Below are 22,375 nucleotides of genomic sequence, written 5' to 3' on the forward strand. Positions count from 1 at the left end.
GTCGCTATCCAGGCGCCTCACTCGCGGTGCGGGTACTGAGGTGCCAGCTGGCGGCACCGACGACGCCGAGCTGACCGTGGTCCACCACGCGAATGGGGACCTTGTGCAGGAACGGGCGCATCACGCCCTTGTCGAGAAAGCGTTCGACCAGCGGGCCGCAGCGCAGCAGGTCGACGATGTGCGACAGGAAACCGCCAGCGAGATAGACGCCGCCGCTGGCGCCATACAGCAGGGCCAGATCGCCCGCGAAGGAGCCCATCCAGCCGCCGAACAGTTGCAGCGCTTCGTACGCCACGTCGTCGCCCGCCTGCGCGGCGGCGACCACGCCGGCCGGTTCGTCGCAAGCCGGGTAGCGGTCGTAGACCGCACACAGCGCGGCGTACAGCCGATGCAGGCCAGGGCCCGACAGCACCGCTTCGTACGGCGTGTGGCAATCGGCTGGCGCGATGCGGTCGAGCACGTCGCGCTCCAGCCCGCCGCGCGCGGCCAGCTGCATCTGCCCTGCCTCGGTGGCGAGCACGCGCGGCGGCGTGCCCGGAAACCACACCGCGGCACCCAGCCCGGTGCCCGGCCCGATTACGGCGATCGGTCCGGATGCGCCATCGGGCGCGAAAGCGGCCTTCAGCTCGGCCGTGGCGCCTTCGTCGACGTGCGCGGTGGCATGCGCGAGTGCTTCGAAGTCATTGAGGAACCGCACGCAATCCAGGCGCAGTTCGTGCTGCAGCGTAGCCGGCACCAGCGGCCAGGCGAGATTGCGGTTCACCACCACGCCGGCATGCAGATAGCCGGCGCTGGCCAGTATCAGCTCGCGCGGACGCGCGCCTAGCTCCGCGCAGAAGCTGCGCACGATGTCGTCCAGATGCGGATGATCGGCGCAGCGATAGACGCGATACGCCAGCACGCGCGGCGCGCCATCCACTGCCTGTGGCGCGATCAGGCCCAGGCGCGCGTGCGTGCCGCCGATGTCGGCGGCGAGGAACGGCTGCGGCGAATGCGCCTCGAAGGCAGCCTCCACCACCGTCGGCCGCGAACGCGCGGCGGGCGCGTCGGGAACGCCGGGGTCTCGAATGCTGGCACCGCTTGCATGAGTCATGACCGCCCAGCCCTCTCGTCCGCCTCCCCGGCGGCATGTTCACTGGCGAAACAGAATTTCATCTGTAATTTGAATCGTGGCAAGTTGCGCTGCAACATTCCGGCCTTCGGCGCGTCATTCGGAAGAAAAAGTCAGGAAAATGAAAGAGAAAGAAGACAGAAAGGCGTGCGATCATCGTTTTTCTGCCGCCAACCGAAAATTGGCCGCGCTCCCCACCGAGGACCGCTCATGCCAAATACCGCCGACCGTCTTGCCGCCGGACTCGCCGCCATCGCGAACGACCGCCGCGACGATGCGCGCCAAGCGTTGCGCGCGGCCGGCGACGATGGCGCGCTGCTCGCACGCGCCTTGCTCGAACAGCTCGATGTCCCCGACGCATCGACCGTCTATGACCGGCCCGCGGCGTTCGAAGCGTTCATCCGCGGCGGCGACAACGTGCCGCTGTATGCCGCCACCAGTGCCGCACTCGCACGGCTGTACGACGACGTCGACGCGCTGCTGGACATCGGCTGCGGCGACGGCACGGCGCTGATACCCGCGCTCGAACAGGCGCGCCGCCTGCCCCGGCGCATCGATCTGGTCGAACCCTCGCAGGCGCTGCTGGCCAGCGCCACGGCGCAGTTGCAGACCAGCCGCCTGTCGATCGCCACGCTCCATGCACACCACCAGTCCGCGCAGCGCTTCGCCAAAACGCTGCCGCCCGGCCAGCACTGGGATCTGGCCCAATCGACCTTCGCCCTGCAGGCGCTGCCGCCGGACGAACGCCAGGCAACGCTGCGCCGGCTGCGCCCGCACCTGCGCCGGTTCGCGCTGGTGGAATTCGACGTGCCGGTGCTCGCGCCCGGCAGCGCGGCCCACTACGCCTCTCTTGCCCGACGCTACCAACGCGCACTGGACGGCTATGGCGACGATGCGCCGCTGGTCGCCGGCGGTTTCCTCGCGCCGATGCTGCTGGGCCAGCTGCGAACGAACGCGCGGCCGTCCAACTGGGAGCAGCCGATGAGCGGATGGATCGAAGCCTTCGCCGCCGCCGGCTATGCCCTGGCGGCGCGAGAGGCGTTGTACGACTACAGCTGGTCGCCGGCGGTGCTGCTGGTATTCGAGTAAGTGCGCCCGCCACAGCTCAGGGCGCGGCAGCCTCCTTGCGCACGGCCTCCACGAATGCTGGATCGATCTTTCCGATCACGCTCGTGCGCGCCACGATCCGGCCCTCCCGGTCCAGCAGCAGCAATTCGCTGCTGTGGCTGAAATCGCCGTCCGGAAGCTGCCGGTACTGCACGCCCAGCAGTGCTGCCAGCAGGCGCGTATCGCCAGGCGTCGCACGTGCGAACGTCCAAAGCGGCGTTCTCAGCCGGCGCGCCTCGGCGAAGCGCCGCAGCGCCGCCACATCGTCATGTGCCGGATCGAACGTCACTACCAGCACGTCCAGACGTCCGCGCGCCGGCTCGTCAACGGCCTGGCGCGTTACCTTCAAGGTGTCGACGATCAACGGGCACACCATGGTGCATGAGGTATAGAACATGCTCACCAGCTGCGGCCTGCCGCGGCGCGCGGCCAGCGGCGCGGTGGTGCCGTCCTGCGCGGCAAGGTGCAGATCCAGCTGGTAAACCGAATCCCGCGGCAAGCGGGTTGCCGCGCTGGCGGGGCCTGTCATCAGCATCAGCGCCAGCACGAGAACGCAAACGCGAAGAACGCTATTCATGACCATCTTCCTGTCGATGGCTTCACCGGACGGGCACAGCGGAAGCCGAGATTGTTGGTCGTGTCCGCAGCCTTGAGCGAGGACAGCATCGCCACGCGCATGAGCGTGGCGTAGTTCTCGCGCAGTTCGAGGCCGACCGCGCCTGCACCGCAGAAGCGCAACGGATCGCGCTCGCCCTGCCCACGGTTGTCGCCGCCGACCATCAAAGCATTGAAGTCCTCGACCCATTCCCACACCAGGCCATTGAGGTCGCGCACGCCGAAAACGTCGGGAGCGCCCCCCACCACCGGGAGCGGCGCGTGTGAAGGACGCGCGTACCAGGCCAGCACCCGCGCGCGCCACCTTGCGTCGGCGCGCGCGTCCGACCGCGTTGCGTCGGCCGCGGCTGCGTACTCCCATTCGTACCAGGTCGGCAGGCGCGCGCCCTCATCCGCGCAGAACGCCTCGGCAGCGAACCAGCTCACCCGCGTCACCGGCTACCGCGCCAAGGCGGTGGCTCCCAGCATGTCGGCTGCGGCCCAATGCGAGAGGTAGCGTTCGTCGGCAAATACCGCAGGCACGCGATCGCGCCGCCACTCGGGATGACGTCGCACGAAAGCGAGGAATTGCGCATTGGTCACCGGCTCCGTACGCAGCGCGAACGGCTCGATGTGCGCGGGCGCAGCAACGCCGTCCACCGGCAGCACACTGACGAAAACCGGCCGACCCGGCAGCAAGGCGTAGTCGGCCGCGCGCGCGGCGCCAGTGGCCAGCATCAGCAGCACCAAAATGGCGTGGCGCATGTCAATGGCCGGCCGCCGACGCGTCGGCTGGCGTGGCGCGCACCTTCGCCACCTCTTCCTTGCTTACCTGTCCGCCCGGGTTGCCCCAGCTGTTGAGTACATAGGTGAGGATATTGGCCACTTCGTCGTCGGCCAGCTGCGTCATTGGCGGCATGACCGAGTCGTAGTCCCTGCCGTTGACGGTGACCTTGCCGTGCAGGCCATGCAGCGGAATCGCGATCAGGTGCTGCTTGTCCTGGGCGGCCAGGTAGCCGGATTTCGCCAACGGCGGGAATACGCCCGGCAGGCCCTCGCCATTGGCCTGATGACAGACCGAGCAGGTGCCGGTGAACAGCTGCCGGCCGGCCGCGATCTGGTCGGCCTTGCTCAGCGATCCTGCGGCAGCCGCTTTCGCCGCGGCACTCACCGCCTTGAGGTTGGGCTCGGCGCGTTCGCCCAGCATGACCGAGTCGACTTCCTTGCCCGAATAGATCGACTTGTTCTGCGGACCGTCCACTTTCAGGATGCCCATCGCGCCTTTGTTGAAGGCGCGGAAAATCGAATGGTCCACTAGCACGTAGCTGCCCGGCACATCCAGATGGAACTCCGCCATCATCGCGCCGCCGGCGGGTATCAAGGTGGTCTGCACGTTCTCCTGCGCGTGCGTGCCGCCTTCGTAGTAGACCTTGTCGAAGATCTCGCCGATCACATGAAAACTCGACACCAGATTGGGGCCGCCGTTGCCCACGTACAGGCGCACGTTGTCGCCCACGTTGGCGGTCAGCGCGTTGTCCCCGGTGATGGAACCCTCGTGCCCGTTGAACAGCACATAGGTGGGTTGCTCGGCGATGGCCTTCTGCATGTCGAACGGCTGGTGGCCTTTCTCGCGGTACTTGCCGGTCGTGTAGAAGTCGCCCTGCATCACGTAATACTCGTGATCGACCTTGGGCAGTCCCTCCGGCGGCTCGATCAGAATCAGCCCGTACATGCCGTTGGCGATGTGCATGCCGACCGGCGCGGTAGCGCAGTGGTAGACGAAAAGGCCGGCGTTGAGCGCCTTGAAGGTGAACTGGCTCTCGTGTCCCGGCGCCGTGAAGCTGGACGCCGCGCCGCCGCCCGGACCGGTCACGCCGTGCAGGTCGATGTTGTGCGGCATCTTGTTGTCCGGCGCGTTCTTCAGGTGGAACTCCACCGTGTCGCCCTGGCGCACGCGGATGAAGCTGCCCGGCACGGTGCCGCCAAACGTCCAATAGGTATAGGTGACGCCTTCGGACATGGGCATCTCCTTCTCGATCACTTCCAGTTCCACGATCACCTTGGCCGGATGGTTGCGGTTCACCGGCGGCGGAACGTGCGGCGGACTGGTCAGGATGGCCTTGATCGGCGGACCCTGCGGCGGTCCGAAATCACCATGGATGGCGGCCTGCTCGGCCGGTGACAGCGCGCTGGCCTGAGTGGTGCCGGCATCGTACCTGCCGGTGCAGGCGGTCAGCAGCGCGGCAGCGACGACGATGCCGAAAGTCGATCGAGGCGAATGACGCATGTGAATTTCCCCCTCAGGCGCATGGTCGGAACCCAGCCTAGGAAATCCACGCCGCCTCACCCTTGATCTATATCAGTGCTTCGCCACGGCGCGCGATTGAACGACCGGTGGCACGCGCCCGCGCATCCACCCGTAGTACAGCAGCGGAATCACCAGCAGCGTCAGCACGGTGGAGACCAGGATGCCGAAGATCAGCGACACCGCCAGCCCCTGGAAGATCGGATCGTCCAGGATGAAGAAACCGCCGACCATCGCAGCTACGCCGGTCAGGGCGATCGGCTTGGCGCGCACCGCGGCCGCCTCGATCACCGCCTCGCCAAGCGCGCTCCCGGCAGCCAGCGCGTGGTTGACGAAATCGATCAGCAGGATCGAATTGCGCACGATGATGCCGGCCAGCGCGATCATGCCGATCATGGACGTGGCGGTGAACTGCGTCCCCAGCAGCGCATGCCCCGGCATCACGCCGATCACCGTCAGCGGAATGGGCGCCATGATGATCAGCGGCGCCACGTAGCTGCGGAACTGCCCCACCACCAGCAGGTAGATCAGCAACAGGCCGACCGAATACGCCAGGCCCATGTCGCGGAACGTCTCGTAGGTGATCTGCCACTCACCGTCCCACTTCACCGCAAAAGCACTCGTGTCCTGCGGTTGCGCGATGAAGTGCTGTGCGACCGGCTGGCCGTCCAGGTGAGCCCGATCCAGATCAGAGACCAGCGCGAACATGCCGTACAAGGGGCTGTCTTCGCGCCCCGCGTCGTCGCCGGTGACATAGGCATAGGGCAGCAGGTCCTTGTGGTAGATCGCCTTCTCCCAGCCGATGCGCCGCACCTGCGCCACCTCCGACAGCGGCACCAGCGCGCCGCCTTGTGCACGCACGCGCAAGGCGAGCAACCGCTCCGGCGCGGACTGCTCGCCCAACGGCAGGCGCAGGCGCACCGGTACCGCATACTTGGCATGGCCGTCCATGACATACGTCGTGTCCTCGCCCGCGATAGCGGCACGCAGTGCCTGCACCGCATCGGACTGACGCACACCCAGCCGTGCCGCGCGCGACCGGTCCACCTCGATCACTTCGCGCGACGCATCAGCCTCTACGCTCGTATCGATGTCGACCAGCACCGGACGCGCGCGGAACATGCGCTCGATACCCAGCGCCGCGCGGCGCACGGCGGCGTAGTCCGGGCCGTACACCTCGGCCACGATGGGCGCGAGCACCGGCGGCCCGGGCGGAACCTCCACCACCTTTACCGATGCGCCGTAGCGCGCCCCGATGGCAGCCAGCCGCGGGCGGATCGCCAGCGCGATGGCGTGGCTCTTGCGCTCACGCTCCTGCTTGTCGACCAGTCCTACCTGCAGATCGCCCACGATGGGACCCTCGCGCAGGTAGTACTGGCGCACCAGGCCATTGAAGGTCATCGGCGAGGCGGTGCCGGCATAGCCCTGCCAGTCCTTCACCTCCGGCAGCGCCGACACCGCGACAGCCAGCTCCCGCAGCAGGCGATCGGTGTGTTCCAGCGTGTCGCCCTCCGGCATGTCCACCACCACTTGGAACTCCGATTTGTTGTCGAACGGCAACATCTTCAGCACCACCGCCTTGACCACCACCAGCCCGGCGGCGGCGAATACCAGCACGGCAGTGGCGGCGAACAACAACCTGCGCCGGCGCGTGGCTTGTGCACCTTGCACGAATGGCGACATCACCCGGCGGAACAGGCGATGCAACCGGCTGTCCCCTTCCACCGCGTGCGACGGCGCATGCCTGAGCATGCGCAGCGCCAGCCAGGGCGTGATCACCAGCGCCACCGCCAGGGACAGCAGCATCCCTGCCGACGCATTGATCGGGATCGGCCGCATGTACGGCCCCATCAATCCGGACACGAACGCCATCGGCAGCAACGCCGCGATCACCGTGAAGGTGGCCAGGATGGTCGGTCCGCCCACTTCGCTCACCGCCGGAGGAATCGCCTCGGCCAGTCCGCGCCCGCCCATCGCCATGTGGCGGTGGATGTTCTCCACCACCACGATGGCGTCGTCGACCAGGATGCCGATGGAGAAGATCAGCGCGAACAGCGAGACCCGGTTGATGGTGAAACCCATGGCCCACGACGCGAACAGCGTGAGCATCAGCGTGAGGATCACCGCGCTGCCCACCACCACGGCCTCGCGCCAGCCCAGCGCAAGCCACACCAGGAGCACGACCGAGCCGGTGGCGAAGATCAGCTTGTGGATCAGCTTGTCCGCCTTGTCGGTCGCGGTCTGGCCGTAATCGCGCGTGATCTGGACGTGCACGTCGGCGGGAATGACCACGTTGCGCAGCGCCTTCAGCCGCGTGGCGATGGCGCGCGTGATGTCCGCCGCGTTGGTGCCGGGTTGCTTGGCGATGGCAACGGTCACGGCCGGCGCGCTGCCGGCGGCCGGTCCCGGCCTGCCGGCCGGAGTGCCGTACCAGGCATAGCTGGCGGGCACGTCCGCGCCTCCGCGCACGCGCGCCACATCAGACAGGAATACCGGTTGCCCCTTGCGCAGCCCGATCACCAACCCCGCCACCTCGTCCGCATCGCCCAGCCAGGTGCCGGCGGTGACCGGCACGTCGCGATCGTCCGCCACGCGGTCGCCGGCTTGCACCGCCACGTTGGCGGCCTTCAATGCACCGGACAGATCGGCCACGGCCATGCCATAGGCGGCCATCTTCGCCGCATCCAGCTCCACCACCACCGCGCGCTGCGGCGCGCCGATGGTGTAGACGTCGCGCGTGCCGGAGATGCGTTTGAGCTCGGTTTCCAGCGCATGCGCGACCTCGCCCAGACGCGTTGGATCGGCGCCGGGCGCATCGCTCCACAGCGTCAGTGCCATCACCGGTACGTCGTCGATGCCGCGCGGACGGATCAGCGGCGGCCCGGCGCCCAGACCGGGTGGCACGAAATCCTGATTCTCGTAGATCTGGTTGTAGAGCCGCACGATCGCGGTCTGGCGCGGCACGCCGACGCGGAATTCCACGGTGAGGATCGCCATGCCGGGCCGGCTGACCGAATAGACGTGCCTGACGCCTTCGATCTCCGCCAGCTTCTGCTCCAGCGGGTAGGCCACCAGGTTCTCCACGTCGCGCACGCCCGCACCGGGAAACGGCACGGCGACGTTGGCCATGGTCACATCGATCTGCGGCTCCTCCTCGCGCGGCGTGATCAGGAGCGCACCAACTCCGAGCAGCAGGGCGGCCAGCGCAACGAGCGGCGTCAGCGGCGATGCCTGGAATGCCCGGGCGATGCGTCCGGAGATACCGAGCGGCGCTTCGCTCATGGCCGATGCACCTGACGCTCGCGCGCCAGCCAGCGCAGCGCGGCGGCCGGATCCACCGCAATGCGCTCGCCGTCGTCGAGCCCGGCCAGCACCTGGACGCGATCGCCGTCGCGCGCGCCGACGCGCACCTGGCGCAATGCCACCCCGTCGGCGCCAAGGACGTACACGCCACGCAGCTCGCCACGCTCGACCAGCGCAGACACCGGCACCATCAGGCGCCGCACCTCGCCGGTGGCGAAGGCTACCTTCACCGTCATGCCGGGATAGAGGCCCGCATCCTTGCCGGGAAAGGCCACGCGCACGCCGAAACTGTGCGTGTCCGGATCGGCATAGGGAAACACGCTGACTTTGTCCGCCGCGATGCGGCGCGTCCCGCCGTCGGCCAGCACATCCGCGCGCAAGTAGCGCCGGATCGCCGCTGCCGCGCTCTGCGGCACCTGCACGTTCACCCGCAGCTCGTCCAGCGATTCGATCGCGATGAGGGGCTGCGGCACCGGCGGGCCCGACTGAACCGACTCGCCCACCTGCACATAGCGGCGCGTGACGATCGCTGCGTAAGGCGCACGCACCACGGTGTAGTCGAACTGCTGGCCGACCTGCCGCCACTGCGCCTGCGCCGCCTCCAGCGCCGACCTGGCCGCATCGCGCTGGGCCAGCGCCATGTCGAGGTCGGCGCGGGCGATCAGGCCCTTCGCGTAGATCGCCGCGATACGCTGGTAATTGGCTTGCGCATTGACGTAAGCCGCCTTCGTCGCGGCTATCTGCGCCTGCGCCGCGCGCGCGGCCGAACTCTGCTCCACGTCGGTGAAGCGCACCAGCACGGCGCCGGCCGGCACGACGTCGTCGACGTCGTACGGCAGCTCCAGCACGCGCGCGTTGGTCTGCGCCGACAACGTGGCGGCGTTCACCGCCTCGACCACGCCGTCCCACACTTGCTCGCCCCGCGCCACCTCTCGGTGCACGACGATGGCGATCACCTCCTCGGGTCTGTCGGCGGCGCGCGCTCCGCCCACGCCCGCCGCGCATGCCAGCGCGACCAGCAGCCATCCCGATCGCATGGCACGCTCAGGACGGAAATGCGCTGCCCGGCTTCACGCCAAGCCGCGCTAGCAGCTTCGCCAGCGGGCAGAAGCCGGAAAAGGAGGCCTGCAGCAGGTTCGCGCCGACCAGCAGCGCGAGCAGCAGCCACCAGGGCGAGACGAAATAGCCGAGCACCACGCTCAGCAGCACCATGCTGCCGGCAAAGGCCATGACGAAACGATCGATGTTCATGACAACCCTCCGATCACGCGGCGTGATCCGTATCCTCGGCGCGCAGATGCCCGATGCCGAGCGCCTTGAGCACGTATTTCTCGTACACCGGCTCGGTCGACCCGGCGCGGACCTTGTGCAGGTAGTACTTCTCGAAAGCGATCTTGGCCAGGTGCACCCATTTCCCGGTCCTGGCCCAGGTGACGTTGCGCGGAGGAATCTGCGGCAGCGCCACGAACGCCGCGCCGGTGTCGCCCATGTCAGCCAGACATACCGCGTTCCAGGTGGCCTGCGCGGTGGCCGGCCTGCCGGCCAGTTCGGCGCGCAGGTTCTCGGCGATCGCGCGCACCATCGACTCGATCATGAAGCCGGTCTTCGGCGCGCCGGTAGGCACCGGCGTCGCCTCCACCGGCGGAATCGCCACGCAGACGCCGGCGGCGAAGATGTTCGGCCAGGTCGGATTGCGCTGGTGCCGATCGATCAGCACGAAACCGCGCGGATTGACCAGCCCCTCCACGCCGCGCACCGCCGCCACGCCGGTGAACGCCGGAATGAACATCGCGTATGCGCACGGCAGCTCGCGCGTGCGCACGAGCGCCGCTTTGTCGTCCCATTCCTCCACCCGGATCTTGTCAGCGGTGGCTTCGCTCACGCGGGCGTTGACGATCCACGGGATGTCCTTCTGGCGCAGCGCCGATTCCAGCAGCCCCCTGGAATCGCCTACGCCACCGAGCCCCAGATGGCCGATGTACGGCTCGGCCGTGACCAAGGTGATCGGCACACGATCGCGCAGCTTGCGCCGGCGCAGGTCGGCATCGAGGATCATGGCGAACTCATACGCCGGACCGAAGCAACTGGCCCCCTGCACCGCCCCCACCACGACCGGCCCGGGTTTCTGCAGCAGCGCCTGGTAGGCACGCCACGCTTCCTGCGCATGCGGGCCGGTGCAGATCGAATGCGTATGTCCCTCCGGCCCGAGCCCTGGCACTTCATCGAAAGCCAGGCGCGGTCCGGTGGCGATCACCAGATAGTCGTATTCCAGGCGCCGGCCGTCGCGCAGGCGCAAGCTGCGCTCGTTCGGCGATAGTGCATCGGCAGGTTCGGCGATGAATTCGATGCCGTGCTTGTGCAGCGGTTCGTCCACCGCCAGGCCGATCTCCTCCAGCGAGCGCCAGCCGACGGCCACCCAAGGGTTGGACGGCGTGAAGTTGAAGCGCGGCCCATCGCCGACCACGGTCACGCGGTGACCGGCGCCGAGCGCCGCGCGAATCTCATACGCGGCCGCCATGCCGCCCAGCCCGGCTCCGAGAATGACGATGCTTGCCATGACCCATGCCTCGCTCGCACTGGATGGATCCAGGCTAGGCCTGTGGTGGCCGGCCGCTGTTGATGCACGTCAACCGGGACCATCGCGCGGCCGGACGACCCATGCCGCGCGAAATTGATCCCGATCAAGCCGGCCGGCGTTCGGCGGGGCCAGCATGGCCCTGTGCGGGACACCTCATGCCCGCGCGGAATACGAACACCGGCTCATCCATTCCCATCCGCCATGCTGCAGGGGGCACGCGCCATGTCCAACATGCTGGTCGTCTACTACAGCCGCACCGGCGCAACGCGCCAGGTCGCCCGCCTGCTCGCCGATAAGCTCGGCGCCGACACGCTGGCGATCCAGGACGCGCGCCCCCGCCATGGCCTGTTCGGCTTCGTGCAATCGGCTTGGGAAGCCATGCGCGGCGCGCTGCCGGATATCAAGCCGTCCTGCATGCCGCTGTCGCAGTACGACCTGGTGGTGCTCGGCACGCCGGTATGGATGGGGCATATGGCCAGCCCGATGCGACGCTTCCTGCACGACAAGGCGCGCCACATCCGCCAGGCCGCCTTCTTCTGCACGATGGGCGGCGACGGCGCCGATACCGTGTTCGGCGAGATGGACAAGTTGCTTGGCCAGAACCCGTTCGCCGCGCTGGCGCTGCGCCACGACGACGTGATGCGCAACCGCTGCCAGGCGCAGATCGCCGATTTCGCTGCCGGTCTCGCGCGCATGCCACGTCGGCCCGCCCTCAGGCCGATGCGCGAAAACGACCATGGCGTGAGCCCCTGGGTACGGGCCTGAAAACAACGCCGCGCCGGTCCGTCAGGGGTCGGCGCGTTCGATGCGCAGGTCATCGATATCGTCGTCCGCCTCGAAGCCGACGCCACGACCGACCAGGGCCAGGTGCGGCCGCGCACTCTCGGGCGCATCGCCGCGGCCGTCCTTCACCAGGCGCGCGCCGTCCCGCGTGCGCACGTAATGCCCCAGCGCATCGTCCATGCTCGTGAGCTGGCTGTAGCGGCCGTTGGCGTGCTCGATCTTCCAGTGGTCGATGCTCAGGCCATGTCCCTGGGCGATGACGTGCACGCGCACGCTCCGCCCGTCGTGGCAGCGCACCGTGCCGTCGCCGGTGAAGCCACGGTAGAGCGGCCACCAGCTGCGCGAGGAAAAAGCCAGCTCGCAGCCGCGCGGCGCCGCCGGCATCTGTACCAGGGCGGCGCCGGCCAGGCAGAAGGCGAACAGCAGGATGGGCGTCTTCATGCTTCCTCCGCGCGATCCTCGCGCACAAGCATCCCGCGCGCGCGCCTTGCCGCGTTGACGTGCGTCAACTCGGCATCGCGCGCTCTTGCCACGATATCGATGACGATCGCTCGAGGATCACGGCATGGCCAAGCCGGCAAAACAGCAGCATCTGGCGCTCTGGTATGCATTCGTCGCCCTGCTGGGCGTGCTGGCGATGCAGAGCTATATCACCGCCGACATCGCGCGCGAGACCATTCCGTACAGCCAGTTCGTGACGGCGCTGCAGGCCGGCGACGTGGCCGAGGTGACGGTCACCGACCAGACCGTCGAAGGCACCTACCGCAAACCCGATGCCAAGGGCCGCACGCGCCATTTCACGGCGATACGGGTGCCCGACGAGCTGGCGCGCGCGCTGTCGGCCGCCAAGGTGACCTACAGCGGCGAGCCCGGCAACGGCCTGCTCCAGCGCATCGTGGGCTGGCTGTTTCCGCTGCTGCTGTTCGCCGGCGTGTGGATGTTCCTGGCGGGCCGCGCCCCGGCCGGACGCGGCGACGGGCTGATGGCCATCGGCAAGAGCAAGGCGAAGATCTTCATGGAACGCGCCATCAGCACCACGTTCGCGGACGTGGCCGGGGTCGATGAGGCCAAAGAAGAGCTCAAGGAGATCATCGCCTTCCTGCGTGACCCACAAGGCTACGGCCGCCTCGGCGCACATATCCCCAAGGGCGTGCTGCTGGTCGGCCCGCCCGGCACCGGCAAAACCCTGCTGGCCCGCGCTGTCGCCGGCGAAGCGGGCGTGCCGTTCCTGTCCATCAGCGGCTCGGAGTTCGTGGAGCTGTTTGTCGGCGTGGGCGCGGCGCGCGTGCGCGACCTGTTCGAACGCGCGCGGGAAAGCGCCCCGTGCATCATCTTCATCGACGAACTGGACGCGCTCGGCCGCGCACGCGGCGTATCGCCGGTCAGCGGCGGCCAGGACGAAAAGGAGCAGACGCTCAACCAGCTGCTCACCGAACTGGACGGTTTCGATCCGAGCGGCGGCGTCGTGCTGCTGGCGGCCACCAATCGCCCCGAAATCCTCGACCCCGCCCTGCTCCGCGCCGGCCGCTTCGATCGGCAGATCCTGGTGGACCGTCCTGACAAGCGCGGACGCGTGGCGATCCTGAGCGTGCATGCGCGCAAGGTGAAGCTCGACCCGGCCGTCTCGCTGGAAGACATCGCCGCGCTCACCACCGGCTTTACCGGCGCGGACCTGGCCAACCTGATCAACGAAGCGGCCCTGCTGGCAACGCGCCGCGGCGCCGAAACCGTACAGCAGGCCGACATCGCCGAAGCGATCGAGCGGGTGATCGCCGGCCTGGAGAAGAAGACGCGCATCCTCAACCCCGCCGAGCGCCGCATGGTGGCCTATCACGAACTCGGCCACGCGCTCGTCGCACTGGCGCTGCCCGGCGCCGACGCGGTGCAGAAGGTCTCGATCATTCCGCGCGGCATCGCTGCGCTGGGTTACACCATCCAGCGCCCCACCGAGGACCGGTTCCTGATGTCGCGCGTCGAACTGACCGACCGGATGACCGTGCTGCTGGGCGGCCGCGCCGCCGAATCGCTGATCTTCGGCGACATTTCCACCGGCGCGGCGGACGACCTGGCCAAGGCCACCGAGATCGCACGCAGCATGGTACTGAGCTATGGCATGGCGCCCGAACTGGGTCAGGTGAGCTACGAATCCGGCGCGACCACCATGCTCGACATCCGGCCGGCCGAACATGGCCCCAAGCCCTATAGCGAAGCGACCGCGGCCACCGTCGACAAGGCCGTGCGCGAACTCATCGACGATGCCTTCGTACGTGCACGCGCGATCCTTGCGGGCGAACGCGCGGCGCTGGAACGCGCGGCATTGCGGCTGCTGGCGAAGGAGACCCTCTCGGGCGACGAATTGCGCGCCGTGTTGCTGCCGCCGGCCGCGACCGCCGAAGGCACGCCGACGATCGCGACGCCCGCCGGCAAGACACCCGCCTAGCGGGCCGCGGCATCCGGCAGGCGAATCACCGTGCCGGTCAACGGTTCGACGGTGGCGAGCTGGTCGACCACGCGCGTCACGCCCGGCACGTTCTCGACCAGCACCTTCAGCGCATCGCGGGTGGCGTCGTTGAGCAACACGCCACGCAGCGTGACCACGCCTGCCTGCACATCGGCGCGTACCGTGTTGCGCGGAGCCCAGGACTGCACGTCGAACTCGATCGCGATGCGCCGGGCGATCGCCGCGTCCGACAAATCGTCGGACGCGATGCCCGGCGTCGCCGCGACGAAAGCGCGCATCAGGTCGGCCCGGCTCAGGATGCCTTCGAGCCAGCCGCGGTGCAGCACCGGCAGGCGTTTGATGCGGTGCTCCTCCATCAGATGCACGGCGTCGGCCAGCGACGCGCCGGCATCGATCGTGATCACCTCATGGGTCATCACCTCATACACGCGCCGGCCATGGCTGGCGGTGTAGTCCCGTGCCAGCATGCCGCCGCCGAGCACGAAGCTCAGCCAGCGCGGATGCGTGCGTTCGGTACCCAGCTCGGCACGCCGCATCAAGTCGCCCTCGGTCAGGATGCCGACGACCGTGCCGCCGGCGTCGAGCACCGGCAGCCCGCTGACGCGCTCGCGCAGCATCAGGCGCATGGCGTCGAGCAGGGGCGTATCCGGGCCGAGCGTCTGCACGTGCCGGGTCATGGCGTCGCGGACTTTCATCGATCATCTCCCGAGGGTCCGCGTCAGTATCGGGGCCGGCACGGGCGTGGCGTTGATCTGCATCAAGTTGCCGGATCGGCCGCAGCGTATGACTTGAACCTCGTTCCAGGCGAGATGTGCCATGTCCGCTCCTTCGCCCCAACAATCCGGCACGGCGACTGTCCATGCGTCCTATCGCGTCGCGCCGGGTTCCATCCGCGCGCTGCCGTCGCCCCGCGCCGCCGGCGGATTGCCGTTGTTCGACGCGCTGCGGCGACGCCGCTCGACGCGCGCCTATGCCGCCACGCCGCTGTCGGAACAGCAGCTGGCCGACCTGCTGTGGGTCGCCGCCGGCATCCATCGCGGCGACGGCGGCGAGCGCACCGCGCCGTACTGGCGCCACATCCAGGTCATCGATCTGTATGCGGCGATGGACGACGGCATCTGGCGCTACGCGCCCGAGCGCCACGAACTGGCGCTGCACCTGCCCGGGGATGTGCGCGCTTCGGCCGGCGTGCAGGATTTCGTGGGTGTCGCACCCATCGAGCTGATCTACGTGGCCCACGGCGAGCGCATGGGTGACATTGGTACGGAGGAACGCCGCCTCTACGCGTCGGTGGATGCCGCCTTCATGGGCCAGAACGTCTATCTGTACTGCGCCTCGGAGGGCCTGGGCACCGTGTTCCGCGGCGCCATCGACCACGCGCGCCTCGCCGACGCGCTGCGGCTCGCACCCGGTCAGTTCGTCACCTTCGCGCAGACCGTGGGTTACCCGGCCAGCCTCTAGCGCTGCCCCTCCGCCGATGAGCACCGACATGAACAACGCACCAGATACCAGGAGCGACGGCCGCATCGTCGCCCTCACCATCGCACCGGAGACCGTCTGCTTCCTGCTAGAACGATTGCGCGAGTACGACGCGCTGAGCATGGCACCCGATGCCGCCGACGGCGCCGTTCCCTCTCCCCTCGACGAAGAAGACATCGATGCGCTGCATGACCAGGAAAACAGCTTCAAGGAGAACCCGCTTTACCAGGAGCTGGCTTCTTTCATCGGCGACCTGAGCGTCGACGAGAAGGCGGATCTGGTGGCGTTGATGTGGCTGGGGCGCGATGGCCTGTCGGTGACGGATTGGCCGGAACTGCGCGCCGAAGCCGGGGACGCGTTGAACGCGCGGACGCTCAGCTACTTCCTGGGCACCCCGCTGGCCGCCGACTACCTGCGGGAAGGCCTGGCTGCGCTGGGCTTTTCCTGCGAGGACTCGGCGGAGGAACGGCTCTGAGTCGCCACCGCACCATCAGCCGATCGGCACCCAGCGATCCCCGCGCTTCTCGTAACTGCGCTTGACCGCCGCCCAGGCGATGCGATGCGCCGCCTCTTCCTGGCGCGGATCGTCCGTGTGCGCTTCGTAAGCGTGATTGAATGCTTCGCGATAGATGTCCTGGGCATGTTCCGGCAGATGCCCACGCACCGAAGGTGGAAGATCGTGGTTGTGGCGGTAAGGCATGCGCCCTCTCTCGCGGGAAGTTGCCGCGCATCACAGCATGCACCGCGCGAGCGTCGCGTGTTTTTCAGTATTTCTTGACGGGAGAAAGCGCAGGATGAGCGGGTTCCCAGGCCGATGGAGGCGAACCATGAAACGCGTTCCGCTGCGCCGCCGCTCCACCCCGCTCGTGCTGCTCGCCCTGCTTCTGGCCGCCGGCGGCCTGCAGGCCCAGGACACCATGCCCGCCCCCGCCCAAAGTGCCGGTGCGCCCATGCGTCATCACGGCGGCATGATGAAGAACATGCAGGGCATGCATGCCATGCCCGCCACCGTGACCGCTACCGATCCCAAGACCGGCACCGTGGATGTCACCGCCGGCGGCATGACGCTGAAAGTGCATTTCCCGCCCGCCGCCATGGCGTCCCTCAAGAGCGGCGATCAGATCACCCTGCACATGGGTTTCAGCAAGCCCTAGCAGACGACCGAAGGCATTGCACCGCCGGAGTGGACCTTCCACGCCGGCGGTGATGCATGCCCATGCGGAAAACCATCGGTTCGACGGGGCCCCTTGACGCAGATCAATAAGGGCCGGCGGCACGGTCCTACATTGGATGCATCTGTCGCGGCACGCACCGCGTGCGCCGCCTTTTCCGCGAGGGTGCGCCATGAGCAACATCGCCAAGACCATCGAGATCAATGCCGCCTCCGGCAAGAGCCTGGAAGACGCGATCCAGGGCGGCTTGCGCAAGGTCGCCGACACCATCGACGAGATCCAGGGCGCGTGGGTCAGCGACATCAAGGTACGCACCGCGCCTAACGGCGACATCACCGAATGGCGCGCCTGCCTGCGCGTCACCTTCATCGTCGATTGAGCGGCCTGCGCCGCGGACATATGCCATGCGCGACATCCTGGTCTTCTCCGAAAGCTTCAAGCACTGGTCGCCTGGCGTCGAATACGCCGCGCGGCTGGCCTGCGTCTTCGACGCCCATCTGACCGGCACCTGGATCTGCGCTTCGCCTGCCACGGCCATGCCATCCTACGAGGCACCCGAGCTGATGGCGGAGCTGTACGAAGCGACGCGCGAACTGGAGGAAGAGGCCTATGCGGCGGCCCCCGCCTTCGAGGAAGCCGTGCTCAAGCTCGGTTTGCGCAAGGCCTCATGGCTGGTGGCCGAGGGCTACGTGCCCGACGCGCTGGCCCTGGCGGGCAGCTGGCACGACATGCTCGTCGTCGAACGCACCGCGAACACGCCCTGGGGTTCGATCTCGGCCGTCGGCAATATCGTGCTCGGCGCCAACCTGCCCTGCCTGGTGGTGCCGCACGAAGCGCCTGCGCACGTACCCGCGCTGGATACCGTAACCGTCGCATGGAACGGCTCGGCCGAGGCCTTGCGCGCTGCGCACGCGGCCTTGCCGCTGCTCGCCCGCGCGCGCCGCATCGTGATCCTGCACGGCGAACAGCGCGAACCGTCCAGCATGCTGGCATGGAAGCCGCCGTTCGATCTCGCCGGCTACCTGCTGCGCCACGGCCTGCACGCCGAAAGCCAGATGCTCGCCGGCAACGGTGACGAGGAAGTGGGCGCGGCCCTGCTGCGCTTCGCCGCCGAAGCCGGCGCAGGCCTGCTGGTGATGGGCGCCTATGGCCACACGCGCTTCCGTGAATGGGTACTGGGTGGAGCCACGCGCCACGTGCTGGAGCACGCGAAACTGCCGGTGCTGTTCCGCCATTAGGGCATCAGGAAGACGACGGACGCCAGGATGCCGCGCCTGAGCCGCATCCTGGCGGAGTCATTCGTCCATCGGCTCCACCGCGCTGGTCTCGTCCAGGTGAAACACCGCATCGAACTGCTCCGGCAGCGATGCCATGAAATAGTGGCTCTGGTACTCCGTCTCCGGCCGATACAGCACACCGATCGCGCGCTCGAGCATGGGCACGCGCAAGGCATCGCCCGAGCGGCCGCCCAGCGGCAGGTAGAAACGCTCCAGCCGCGTGCGCTGGAACAACCCCTCGTAGCTTTCCGGCACGGCCGGGCGGATCTTGCGGCTCTCGGCCGCACCGCCCCAGTCGTGCGCCGCTGTCACCGTACCGGTACTGGTGGTGAAGCCGACCAGGAAACACCTCCGAGGACCGACCGCCTCGCGCACCAGCTGGCCGACGTTCCACTCGCCGCCGCGCGCCATCTCCGTCGCGCGCGCGTCGCCCAGATGCGAATTGTGCGCCCATATCACCACGCGCCCGGGCCGTCCTTGCCCGCGCAGATAGGCCTGCAGGGCGAACAGCGTGTCGACCATGTGCCGGTCGCGCAGATTCCAGCTTTCGGCGCGGCCAGCGAACATCGCGCGGTAATAAGCCTCGGCGCTCTTGACCACCTGCGCGTTGCGCTCGGCGAAGAAGAAAGCATCCGCCGCCGGGCGGCCGTCCAGGCCCAGGTAACCGGGCGCGCGACGGAGCAATTCGTTGAGCCGCTCTTGCACCGCTGCCCGCGCATCGGGGCGCAGGCCGTAGACCGCTTCGTAACCGTAGCGCTGCGGGTCGCGCACGTGGTCTAGCGTCGCGTACTGCTCGCGCGCCAGCGCCGCCTGCTCCTGATCCACACCTTCGAGGTAATCGATCACCGCCTCGGACGAGCGATACAGGCTATACATGTCCAGGCCGTAGAAGCCGACGTGGCCATCGGCCTGACGAGAGGCATTGAACTCGTGCAACTGGCGGATGAAGCGCAGCACTTCCTCGTTGCGCCACATCCACACCGGGAAGCGCTGAAAATCATCGAAAGCGGTTACGGCATCCGCGCTCCCACCCTCGCCGCGCACATAGCGATTGAGGCGATAAGCGTCCGGCCAATCGGCCTCCACGGCCACGGCGTCGAATGCTTTCTCGCGAATCAGGCGCAACGTGATCTCCGCCCGCATGCGGTAGAACTCGCTCGTGCCGTGCGTGGCTTCACCCAGCAGAACCAGCGGACGGTCGCCGACGGCTTCGAGCAGCGCATCGTAGTCATGCGCGTTCCCGCCAAGGCGGATCGCCGTGGACCGGATCAGTTCGAGCGGATTGAGCACGGTCATGCGGAGCCCTTGGTCGGATGGCGGCCCCGGCCCCATCGCCGCGCGCCGATGCCCACGGCGCGCGGGCGGTGGCCTGGCCGCGTCAGCTCACGGCGAGCTTGCGGGCGCTCCCGTTCTTTTTCTTGGGCAGCTCCAGGGTGAGCACGCCGTTCTCGTAATGCGCGGTGGCCTTGGTGTTGTCCACTTCGCCAGGCAGCGTGAACGAACGATAGACCTGGCCGTAACTGCGCTCGGTGAAGATCTCGCGGTGATCGTCCTTCTCCTTGGACTCGCGCTTGACCTCCGCGGTGATCGACACCTGGTCGCCGTTGATGGACACGTCGATGTCGTTCTTGTCGACGCCCGGAATCTCCGCTTCGACACGATACGTGGTGTCGTTCTCGGTCACATTGATGCGCACGTCCGGCGTGATGGCCATTTCGTTCCAGCGCGGACGCAGGCCAAAACCGCGGAAGAAATCATCCAAATCCGCCGCCGGGTCGATCCTTGCCAGGCTTTTGAAAGGATTCCAGCGAGTCATGCTTGTCATGGAACAGTTCCTCCGATCAAGGTCGATAGGGTCGCGCGTCCTCCGCCGGCCGCGCAGGGCCGCCACGGAGTCCATCATCAAGCGTAGTCCGGTGCAGGCTCGCGCCATTGACGCAAGTCAATGCCGGCGCACATCGCCTTAGGTCAGCCAGCGCATGAACCAGCCGCTGGCCAGTTCGGCGACGCGCTCCAGCGTGCCAGGCTCTTCGAACAGGTGCGTCGCACCCGGCACCAGCACGAGTTCCACGGTGCGCGACATGGAGGCGAGCGCGGATTTGTTGAGCGCGACCACGTCGGTATCCGCGCTGCCGACGATGAGCATCGTCGGCGCCCGCACCTCGTCGAGCACGGCATGCCCGGCCAGATCCGGTCGCCCTCCGCGCGACACCACCGCCTTCACCACGCGCGGCAGGCGCGCCGCCACGATGAGCGCCGCTGCGGCGCCGGTGCTGGCGCCAAACAACCCCAGTGGCAGGCGCGCGACGGGTGGCTGCCGTGTCGCCCAGTCCACCGCCGCCTCCAGGCGCGCGGCGAGGCGGCCGATGTCGAAGCGCGCGGCGATCGTCACGTCCTCTTCCTCGGCGAGCAGATCGAACAGCAGCGTGGCCAGGCCGTGACGTTGCAGGGCCTGCGCCACCTGCCGATTGCGCGGACTGAGCCGGCTGCTGCCGCTGCCGTGGGCGAATACCACCAGGCCGGTGGCGCCGGCCGGCACCTGCAAATCCCCCTGCAACTGCAGCCCCTCCACCGGGATGCGCACGGGCAAGGCCATGGCCGAACCGGCGGGCGGCCGCGCGCGGGACAACAACCCGACCACTTCGTCGTCCTCCACCGGCGGGAAGGCCCCGTAGTACTGGCTCACCGCCATGAATTCGTGCGGCGCGGCCAGGCACACGATGTCGTCGCACAGCGCACGCGTCTCGGCCAGGCTGCGCGGCGAAGCGACCGGCACCGCGCACACCAGATGCGCCGGCCGGCGCGTGCGCACCGAGGCCAGCGCGGCGCGCATGGTGAAACCTGTCGCCAGGCCGTCGTCCACCACGATCGTCACGCGTCCGGCCGGATCGACCGCCTGGCGGTGCGGGCTGTACAGCTCGCGCCGGCGCGCGATCAACGCACGCTGGCGCGTCGCCTCGCGCTCCACATAGGCGGCATCCGCGCCGACGCCGCCGGCATAGTCGGCCAATTGCACGTTACCCGCCTCGTCCACCGCACCGATGGCGAATTCCTCGTGGCCGGGCGCGCCGAGTTTCCGCACGAGTACGACATCCAGCTCCCCACCCAGCCGATCGGCCAGCAGGCGACCGATCGGCACGCCGCCGCGGGGAATGGCCAGGATCAACGGGTTCTGACCGCGATAGCCCATGAGTGCGTCCGCCAACCTTTCGGCGGCATGTTCACGGTCGTTGAAATAACCTTGGCGAGGCAGCGTCATCGATGGCCCTCCGCATGGCGGCACGGGTTATGCAGACGCCGGCACGGATGAAACGACCAGCGTCGCTGCGCACTGTGATCCTCCCGGTCGATAATGACTTGACTATCGTCAATCCGGCGCGATGGCCGCCTTCCCTGCCTCGCGCTTGATGCGGATCAATGACGCCGGCGGCGCGCTTTGGCGTCATGGACACGTTTCCCTTTGCACCAGGAGTGAACCGCCATGCCGCGCATCGCCGTCGTCACTGGAGGAACCCGCGGCCTGGGCCGCGCCATCGCCATCCGCCTGCGGGAAGAAGGTTGCGTGGTCGCCGCGGTGTACCGCGGCAACGAACAGGCGGCGCAGGCCTTCGTCGGCGACACCGGCATTCCGGTGTACGGCTGGGACGTCTCCGACCATGCCGCCTGCGCCGAGGGCCTCCTCCGCATCGAACGGGACCTCGGCCCGGTGGACATCCTGGTCAACAACGCCGGGATCACCCGCGATGCGATGCTGCATCGCATGAGCGAAGAACAATGGTGGGAAGTCATCCGCACCAACCTCGGCTCGATGTTCAACATGTGCCGGCATGTGGTCGGCGGCATGCGCGAGCGCGGCTTCGGCCGCATCGTCAACATCAGCTCGATCAACGGCGAGAAAGGCCAGCTCGGCCAGGCCAACTACGCCGCCTCCAAGGCGGGCGTGATCGGCTTCACCAAGGCGCTGGCGCTGGAGAGTGCGCGCAAGGGCATCACCGTGAACGCGGTGGCCCCCGGCTACTGCGAAACCGAGATGGTCGGCGCGGTGGCGCCGGACGTGCTCAAGCGCATCGTCCAGGACATTCCGGTAGCGCGCCTGGGCTTGCCGGAGGAGATCGCCAGCGTCGTGGCCATGCTGGTGCGCGACGATGCGGGCTTCATCACCGGCGCCACCATCGATATCAATGGCGGCCAGCACATGGGCTGAC

At 68.0% G+C, this 22,375-nt stretch carries 24 protein-coding genes; 9 read left to right on the forward strand and 15 right to left on the reverse strand.

What is annotated here, in order from left to right; genetic code table 11:
• Window positions 1–4 precede the first annotated feature (4 nt).
• Window positions 5–1,093, reverse strand: a complete 1,089-nt coding sequence (locus ACNR9O_RS10080) for a glucokinase (RefSeq protein WP_473680959.1) — start codon at window positions 1,091–1,093, stop codon at window positions 5–7.
• Between the two features lie 228 nt (window positions 1,094–1,321).
• On the opposite strand from ACNR9O_RS10080, the gene ACNR9O_RS10085 reads away from it, so the two are divergent.
• Window positions 1,322–2,200, forward strand: coding sequence for a class I SAM-dependent methyltransferase (locus ACNR9O_RS10085; RefSeq protein WP_473680957.1), 879 nt, complete (start codon window positions 1,322–1,324; stop codon window positions 2,198–2,200).
• Between the two features lie 16 nt (window positions 2,201–2,216).
• Here ACNR9O_RS10085 and ACNR9O_RS10090 read toward each other — a convergent pair whose 3' ends face one another.
• From ACNR9O_RS10090 to ACNR9O_RS10125, 8 genes are all read right to left on the reverse strand, one after another.
• A complete protein-coding gene (locus tag ACNR9O_RS10090; protein WP_473680955.1) occupies window positions 2,217–2,795 on the reverse strand; it encodes an SCO family protein in 579 nt (192 codons plus the stop codon).
• Complete coding sequence (locus ACNR9O_RS10095; RefSeq protein WP_473680953.1) at window positions 2,792–3,259, reverse strand: formylglycine-generating enzyme family protein; 468 nt, start codon at window positions 3,257–3,259, stop codon at window positions 2,792–2,794. The genes ACNR9O_RS10090 and ACNR9O_RS10095 overlap by 4 nt, the downstream gene beginning before the upstream one ends.
• 12 nt (window positions 3,260–3,271) lie before the next feature.
• Window positions 3,272–3,577 (reverse strand): hypothetical protein, encoded by a 306-nt coding sequence (locus tag ACNR9O_RS10100; protein WP_473680951.1) that lies wholly within the window; start codon window positions 3,575–3,577, stop codon window positions 3,272–3,274.
• Between the two features lies 1 nt (window position 3,578).
• Window positions 3,579–5,099, reverse strand: a complete 1,521-nt coding sequence (nirK, locus tag ACNR9O_RS10105; RefSeq protein ID WP_473680949.1) for a copper-containing nitrite reductase — start codon at window positions 5,097–5,099, stop codon at window positions 3,579–3,581.
• Window positions 5,100–5,171: 72 nt separating this feature from the next.
• Window positions 5,172–8,399, reverse strand: coding sequence for an efflux RND transporter permease subunit (locus tag ACNR9O_RS10110; RefSeq protein ID WP_473680947.1), 3,228 nt, complete (start codon window positions 8,397–8,399; stop codon window positions 5,172–5,174).
• Complete coding sequence (locus ACNR9O_RS10115) at window positions 8,396–9,457, reverse strand: efflux RND transporter periplasmic adaptor subunit (RefSeq protein ID WP_473680945.1); 1,062 nt, start codon at window positions 9,455–9,457, stop codon at window positions 8,396–8,398. Before ACNR9O_RS10115 ends, ACNR9O_RS10110 begins: the two co-directional genes overlap by 4 nt.
• 7 nt (window positions 9,458–9,464) lie before the next feature.
• Complete coding sequence (locus tag ACNR9O_RS10120; RefSeq protein ID WP_473680943.1) at window positions 9,465–9,671, reverse strand: YgaP family membrane protein; 207 nt, start codon at window positions 9,669–9,671, stop codon at window positions 9,465–9,467.
• Between the two features lie 13 nt (window positions 9,672–9,684).
• Window positions 9,685–10,977, reverse strand: coding sequence for an NAD(P)/FAD-dependent oxidoreductase (locus ACNR9O_RS10125; RefSeq protein WP_473680941.1), 1,293 nt, complete (start codon window positions 10,975–10,977; stop codon window positions 9,685–9,687).
• Window positions 10,978–11,220: 243 nt separating this feature from the next.
• On the opposite strand from ACNR9O_RS10125, the gene ACNR9O_RS10130 reads away from it, so the two are divergent.
• On the forward strand, window positions 11,221–11,763 hold the full coding sequence (locus ACNR9O_RS10130) for a flavodoxin family protein (protein ID WP_473680939.1): 543 nt from the start codon (window positions 11,221–11,223) through the stop codon (window positions 11,761–11,763).
• Between the two features lie 21 nt (window positions 11,764–11,784).
• Here ACNR9O_RS10130 and ACNR9O_RS10135 read toward each other — a convergent pair whose 3' ends face one another.
• Entirely contained in the window at window positions 11,785–12,222 is a 438-nt protein-coding gene (locus tag ACNR9O_RS10135; protein ID WP_473680937.1) for a hypothetical protein, read from the reverse strand.
• Window positions 12,223–12,346: 124 nt separating this feature from the next.
• On the opposite strand from ACNR9O_RS10135, the gene ftsH reads away from it, so the two are divergent.
• The gene (gene ftsH, locus ACNR9O_RS10140; RefSeq protein ID WP_473680935.1) at window positions 12,347–14,221 is read left to right on the forward strand and encodes an ATP-dependent zinc metalloprotease FtsH; all 1,875 of its coding nucleotides are present in this window, start codon (window positions 12,347–12,349) and stop codon (window positions 14,219–14,221) included.
• Here the strand turns inward: ftsH and ACNR9O_RS10145 are convergent.
• Window positions 14,218–14,937 (reverse strand): CBS domain-containing protein, encoded by a 720-nt coding sequence (locus tag ACNR9O_RS10145; RefSeq protein ID WP_473680933.1) that lies wholly within the window; start codon window positions 14,935–14,937, stop codon window positions 14,218–14,220. The two genes, ftsH and ACNR9O_RS10145, sit on opposite strands and share 4 nt — an antisense overlap.
• 121 nt (window positions 14,938–15,058) lie before the next feature.
• Here ACNR9O_RS10145 and ACNR9O_RS10150 point away from each other — a divergent pair, with 121 nt between their 5' ends.
• Complete coding sequence (locus ACNR9O_RS10150) at window positions 15,059–15,703, forward strand: nitroreductase family protein (protein WP_473680931.1); 645 nt, start codon at window positions 15,059–15,061, stop codon at window positions 15,701–15,703.
• Window positions 15,704–15,731: 28 nt separating this feature from the next.
• Window positions 15,732–16,196 (forward strand): DUF3775 domain-containing protein, encoded by a 465-nt coding sequence (locus tag ACNR9O_RS10155; protein ID WP_473680929.1) that lies wholly within the window; start codon window positions 15,732–15,734, stop codon window positions 16,194–16,196.
• 15 nt (window positions 16,197–16,211) lie between these two features.
• Here the strand turns inward: ACNR9O_RS10155 and ACNR9O_RS10160 are convergent, their stop codons facing one another.
• Entirely contained in the window at window positions 16,212–16,421 is a 210-nt protein-coding gene (locus ACNR9O_RS10160; RefSeq protein WP_473680927.1) for a ChaB family protein, read from the reverse strand.
• Window positions 16,422–16,548: 127 nt separating this feature from the next.
• Between ACNR9O_RS10160 and ACNR9O_RS10165 the strand changes: the two genes are divergently transcribed.
• The 3 genes from ACNR9O_RS10165 to ACNR9O_RS10175 all read left to right on the forward strand — a co-directional run bounded on the left by ACNR9O_RS10165 (window position 16,549) and on the right by ACNR9O_RS10175 (window position 18,131).
• Entirely contained in the window at window positions 16,549–16,875 is a 327-nt protein-coding gene (locus tag ACNR9O_RS10165) for a hypothetical protein (RefSeq protein ID WP_473680925.1), read from the forward strand.
• 190 nt (window positions 16,876–17,065) lie between these two features.
• On the forward strand, window positions 17,066–17,272 hold the full coding sequence (locus tag ACNR9O_RS10170) for a dodecin family protein (RefSeq protein WP_473680923.1): 207 nt from the start codon (window positions 17,066–17,068) through the stop codon (window positions 17,270–17,272).
• A 25-nt stretch (window positions 17,273–17,297) separates the two neighbouring features.
• Entirely contained in the window at window positions 17,298–18,131 is an 834-nt protein-coding gene (locus tag ACNR9O_RS10175) for a universal stress protein (RefSeq protein ID WP_473680921.1), read from the forward strand.
• A gap of 57 nt (window positions 18,132–18,188) precedes the next feature.
• Here ACNR9O_RS10175 and ACNR9O_RS10180 read toward each other — a convergent pair whose 3' ends face one another.
• The 3 genes from ACNR9O_RS10180 to ACNR9O_RS10190 all read right to left on the reverse strand — a co-directional run bounded on the left by ACNR9O_RS10180 (window position 18,189) and on the right by ACNR9O_RS10190 (window position 21,429).
• Entirely contained in the window at window positions 18,189–19,466 is a 1,278-nt protein-coding gene (locus ACNR9O_RS10180) for an erythromycin esterase family protein (protein ID WP_473680919.1), read from the reverse strand.
• 82 nt (window positions 19,467–19,548) lie between these two features.
• Window positions 19,549–19,995, reverse strand: a complete 447-nt coding sequence (locus ACNR9O_RS10185) for an Hsp20/alpha crystallin family protein (RefSeq protein ID WP_473680917.1) — start codon at window positions 19,993–19,995, stop codon at window positions 19,549–19,551.
• A gap of 138 nt (window positions 19,996–20,133) precedes the next feature.
• The gene (locus ACNR9O_RS10190; protein WP_473680915.1) at window positions 20,134–21,429 is read right to left on the reverse strand and encodes an alpha/beta family hydrolase; all 1,296 of its coding nucleotides are present in this window, start codon (window positions 21,427–21,429) and stop codon (window positions 20,134–20,136) included.
• Between the two features lie 222 nt (window positions 21,430–21,651).
• Here ACNR9O_RS10190 and phbB point away from each other — a divergent pair, with 222 nt between their 5' ends.
• Window positions 21,652–22,374 carry an acetoacetyl-CoA reductase gene (gene phbB, locus ACNR9O_RS10195; protein ID WP_473680913.1) on the forward strand — a complete coding sequence of 241 codons (723 nt, stop codon included), beginning with the start codon at window positions 21,652–21,654 and terminating at the stop codon, window positions 22,372–22,374.
• Window position 22,375 lies beyond the last annotated feature (1 nt).

The sequence above is a fragment of the Dyella sp. CR10 genome (genome assembly GCF_055814425.1).

What these genes read in the sequence shown, in the direction of transcription:
- ACNR9O_RS10100 (WP_473680951.1), bottom strand. Translation starts at nt 3,577, where the DNA reads ATGCGCCACGCCATTTTGGTGCTGCTGATGCTGGCCACTGGCGCCGCG.
- ACNR9O_RS10145 (WP_473680933.1), bottom strand. Translation starts at nt 14,937, where the DNA reads ATGAAAGTCCGCGACGCCATGACCCGGCACGTGCAGACGCTCGGCCCG.
- ACNR9O_RS10090 (WP_473680955.1), bottom strand. Translation starts at nt 2,795, where the DNA reads ATGAATAGCGTTCTTCGCGTTTGCGTTCTCGTGCTGGCGCTGATGCTG.
- ACNR9O_RS10130 (WP_473680939.1), top strand. Translation starts at nt 11,221, where the DNA reads ATGTCCAACATGCTGGTCGTCTACTACAGCCGCACCGGCGCAACGCGC.
- ACNR9O_RS10175 (WP_473680921.1), top strand. Translation starts at nt 17,298, where the DNA reads ATGCGCGACATCCTGGTCTTCTCCGAAAGCTTCAAGCACTGGTCGCCT.
- ftsH (WP_473680935.1), top strand. Translation starts at nt 12,347, where the DNA reads ATGGCCAAGCCGGCAAAACAGCAGCATCTGGCGCTCTGGTATGCATTC.
- ACNR9O_RS10155 (WP_473680929.1), top strand. Translation starts at nt 15,732, where the DNA reads ATGAACAACGCACCAGATACCAGGAGCGACGGCCGCATCGTCGCCCTC.
- ACNR9O_RS10160 (WP_473680927.1), bottom strand. Translation starts at nt 16,421, where the DNA reads ATGCCTTACCGCCACAACCACGATCTTCCACCTTCGGTGCGTGGGCAT.
- ACNR9O_RS10120 (WP_473680943.1), bottom strand. Translation starts at nt 9,671, where the DNA reads ATGAACATCGATCGTTTCGTCATGGCCTTTGCCGGCAGCATGGTGCTG.
- ACNR9O_RS10135 (WP_473680937.1), bottom strand. Translation starts at nt 12,222, where the DNA reads ATGAAGACGCCCATCCTGCTGTTCGCCTTCTGCCTGGCCGGCGCCGCC.
- phbB (WP_473680913.1), top strand. Translation starts at nt 21,652, where the DNA reads ATGCCGCGCATCGCCGTCGTCACTGGAGGAACCCGCGGCCTGGGCCGC.
- ACNR9O_RS10125 (WP_473680941.1), bottom strand. Translation starts at nt 10,977, where the DNA reads ATGGCAAGCATCGTCATTCTCGGAGCCGGGCTGGGCGGCATGGCGGCC.
- ACNR9O_RS10110 (WP_473680947.1), bottom strand. Translation starts at nt 8,399, where the DNA reads ATGAGCGAAGCGCCGCTCGGTATCTCCGGACGCATCGCCCGGGCATTC.
- ACNR9O_RS10165 (WP_473680925.1), top strand. Translation starts at nt 16,549, where the DNA reads ATGAAACGCGTTCCGCTGCGCCGCCGCTCCACCCCGCTCGTGCTGCTC.
- ACNR9O_RS10180 (WP_473680919.1), bottom strand. Translation starts at nt 19,466, where the DNA reads ATGACCGTGCTCAATCCGCTCGAACTGATCCGGTCCACGGCGATCCGC.
- ACNR9O_RS10150 (WP_473680931.1), top strand. Translation starts at nt 15,059, where the DNA reads ATGTCCGCTCCTTCGCCCCAACAATCCGGCACGGCGACTGTCCATGCG.
- nirK (WP_473680949.1), bottom strand. Translation starts at nt 5,099, where the DNA reads ATGCGTCATTCGCCTCGATCGACTTTCGGCATCGTCGTCGCTGCCGCG.
- ACNR9O_RS10185 (WP_473680917.1), bottom strand. Translation starts at nt 19,995, where the DNA reads ATGACAAGCATGACTCGCTGGAATCCTTTCAAAAGCCTGGCAAGGATC.
- ACNR9O_RS10080 (WP_473680959.1), bottom strand. Translation starts at nt 1,093, where the DNA reads ATGACTCATGCAAGCGGTGCCAGCATTCGAGACCCCGGCGTTCCCGAC.
- ACNR9O_RS10115 (WP_473680945.1), bottom strand. Translation starts at nt 9,457, where the DNA reads ATGCGATCGGGATGGCTGCTGGTCGCGCTGGCATGCGCGGCGGGCGTG.
- ACNR9O_RS10190 (WP_473680915.1), bottom strand. Translation starts at nt 21,429, where the DNA reads ATGACGCTGCCTCGCCAAGGTTATTTCAACGACCGTGAACATGCCGCC.
- ACNR9O_RS10170 (WP_473680923.1), top strand. Translation starts at nt 17,066, where the DNA reads ATGAGCAACATCGCCAAGACCATCGAGATCAATGCCGCCTCCGGCAAG.
- ACNR9O_RS10085 (WP_473680957.1), top strand. Translation starts at nt 1,322, where the DNA reads ATGCCAAATACCGCCGACCGTCTTGCCGCCGGACTCGCCGCCATCGCG.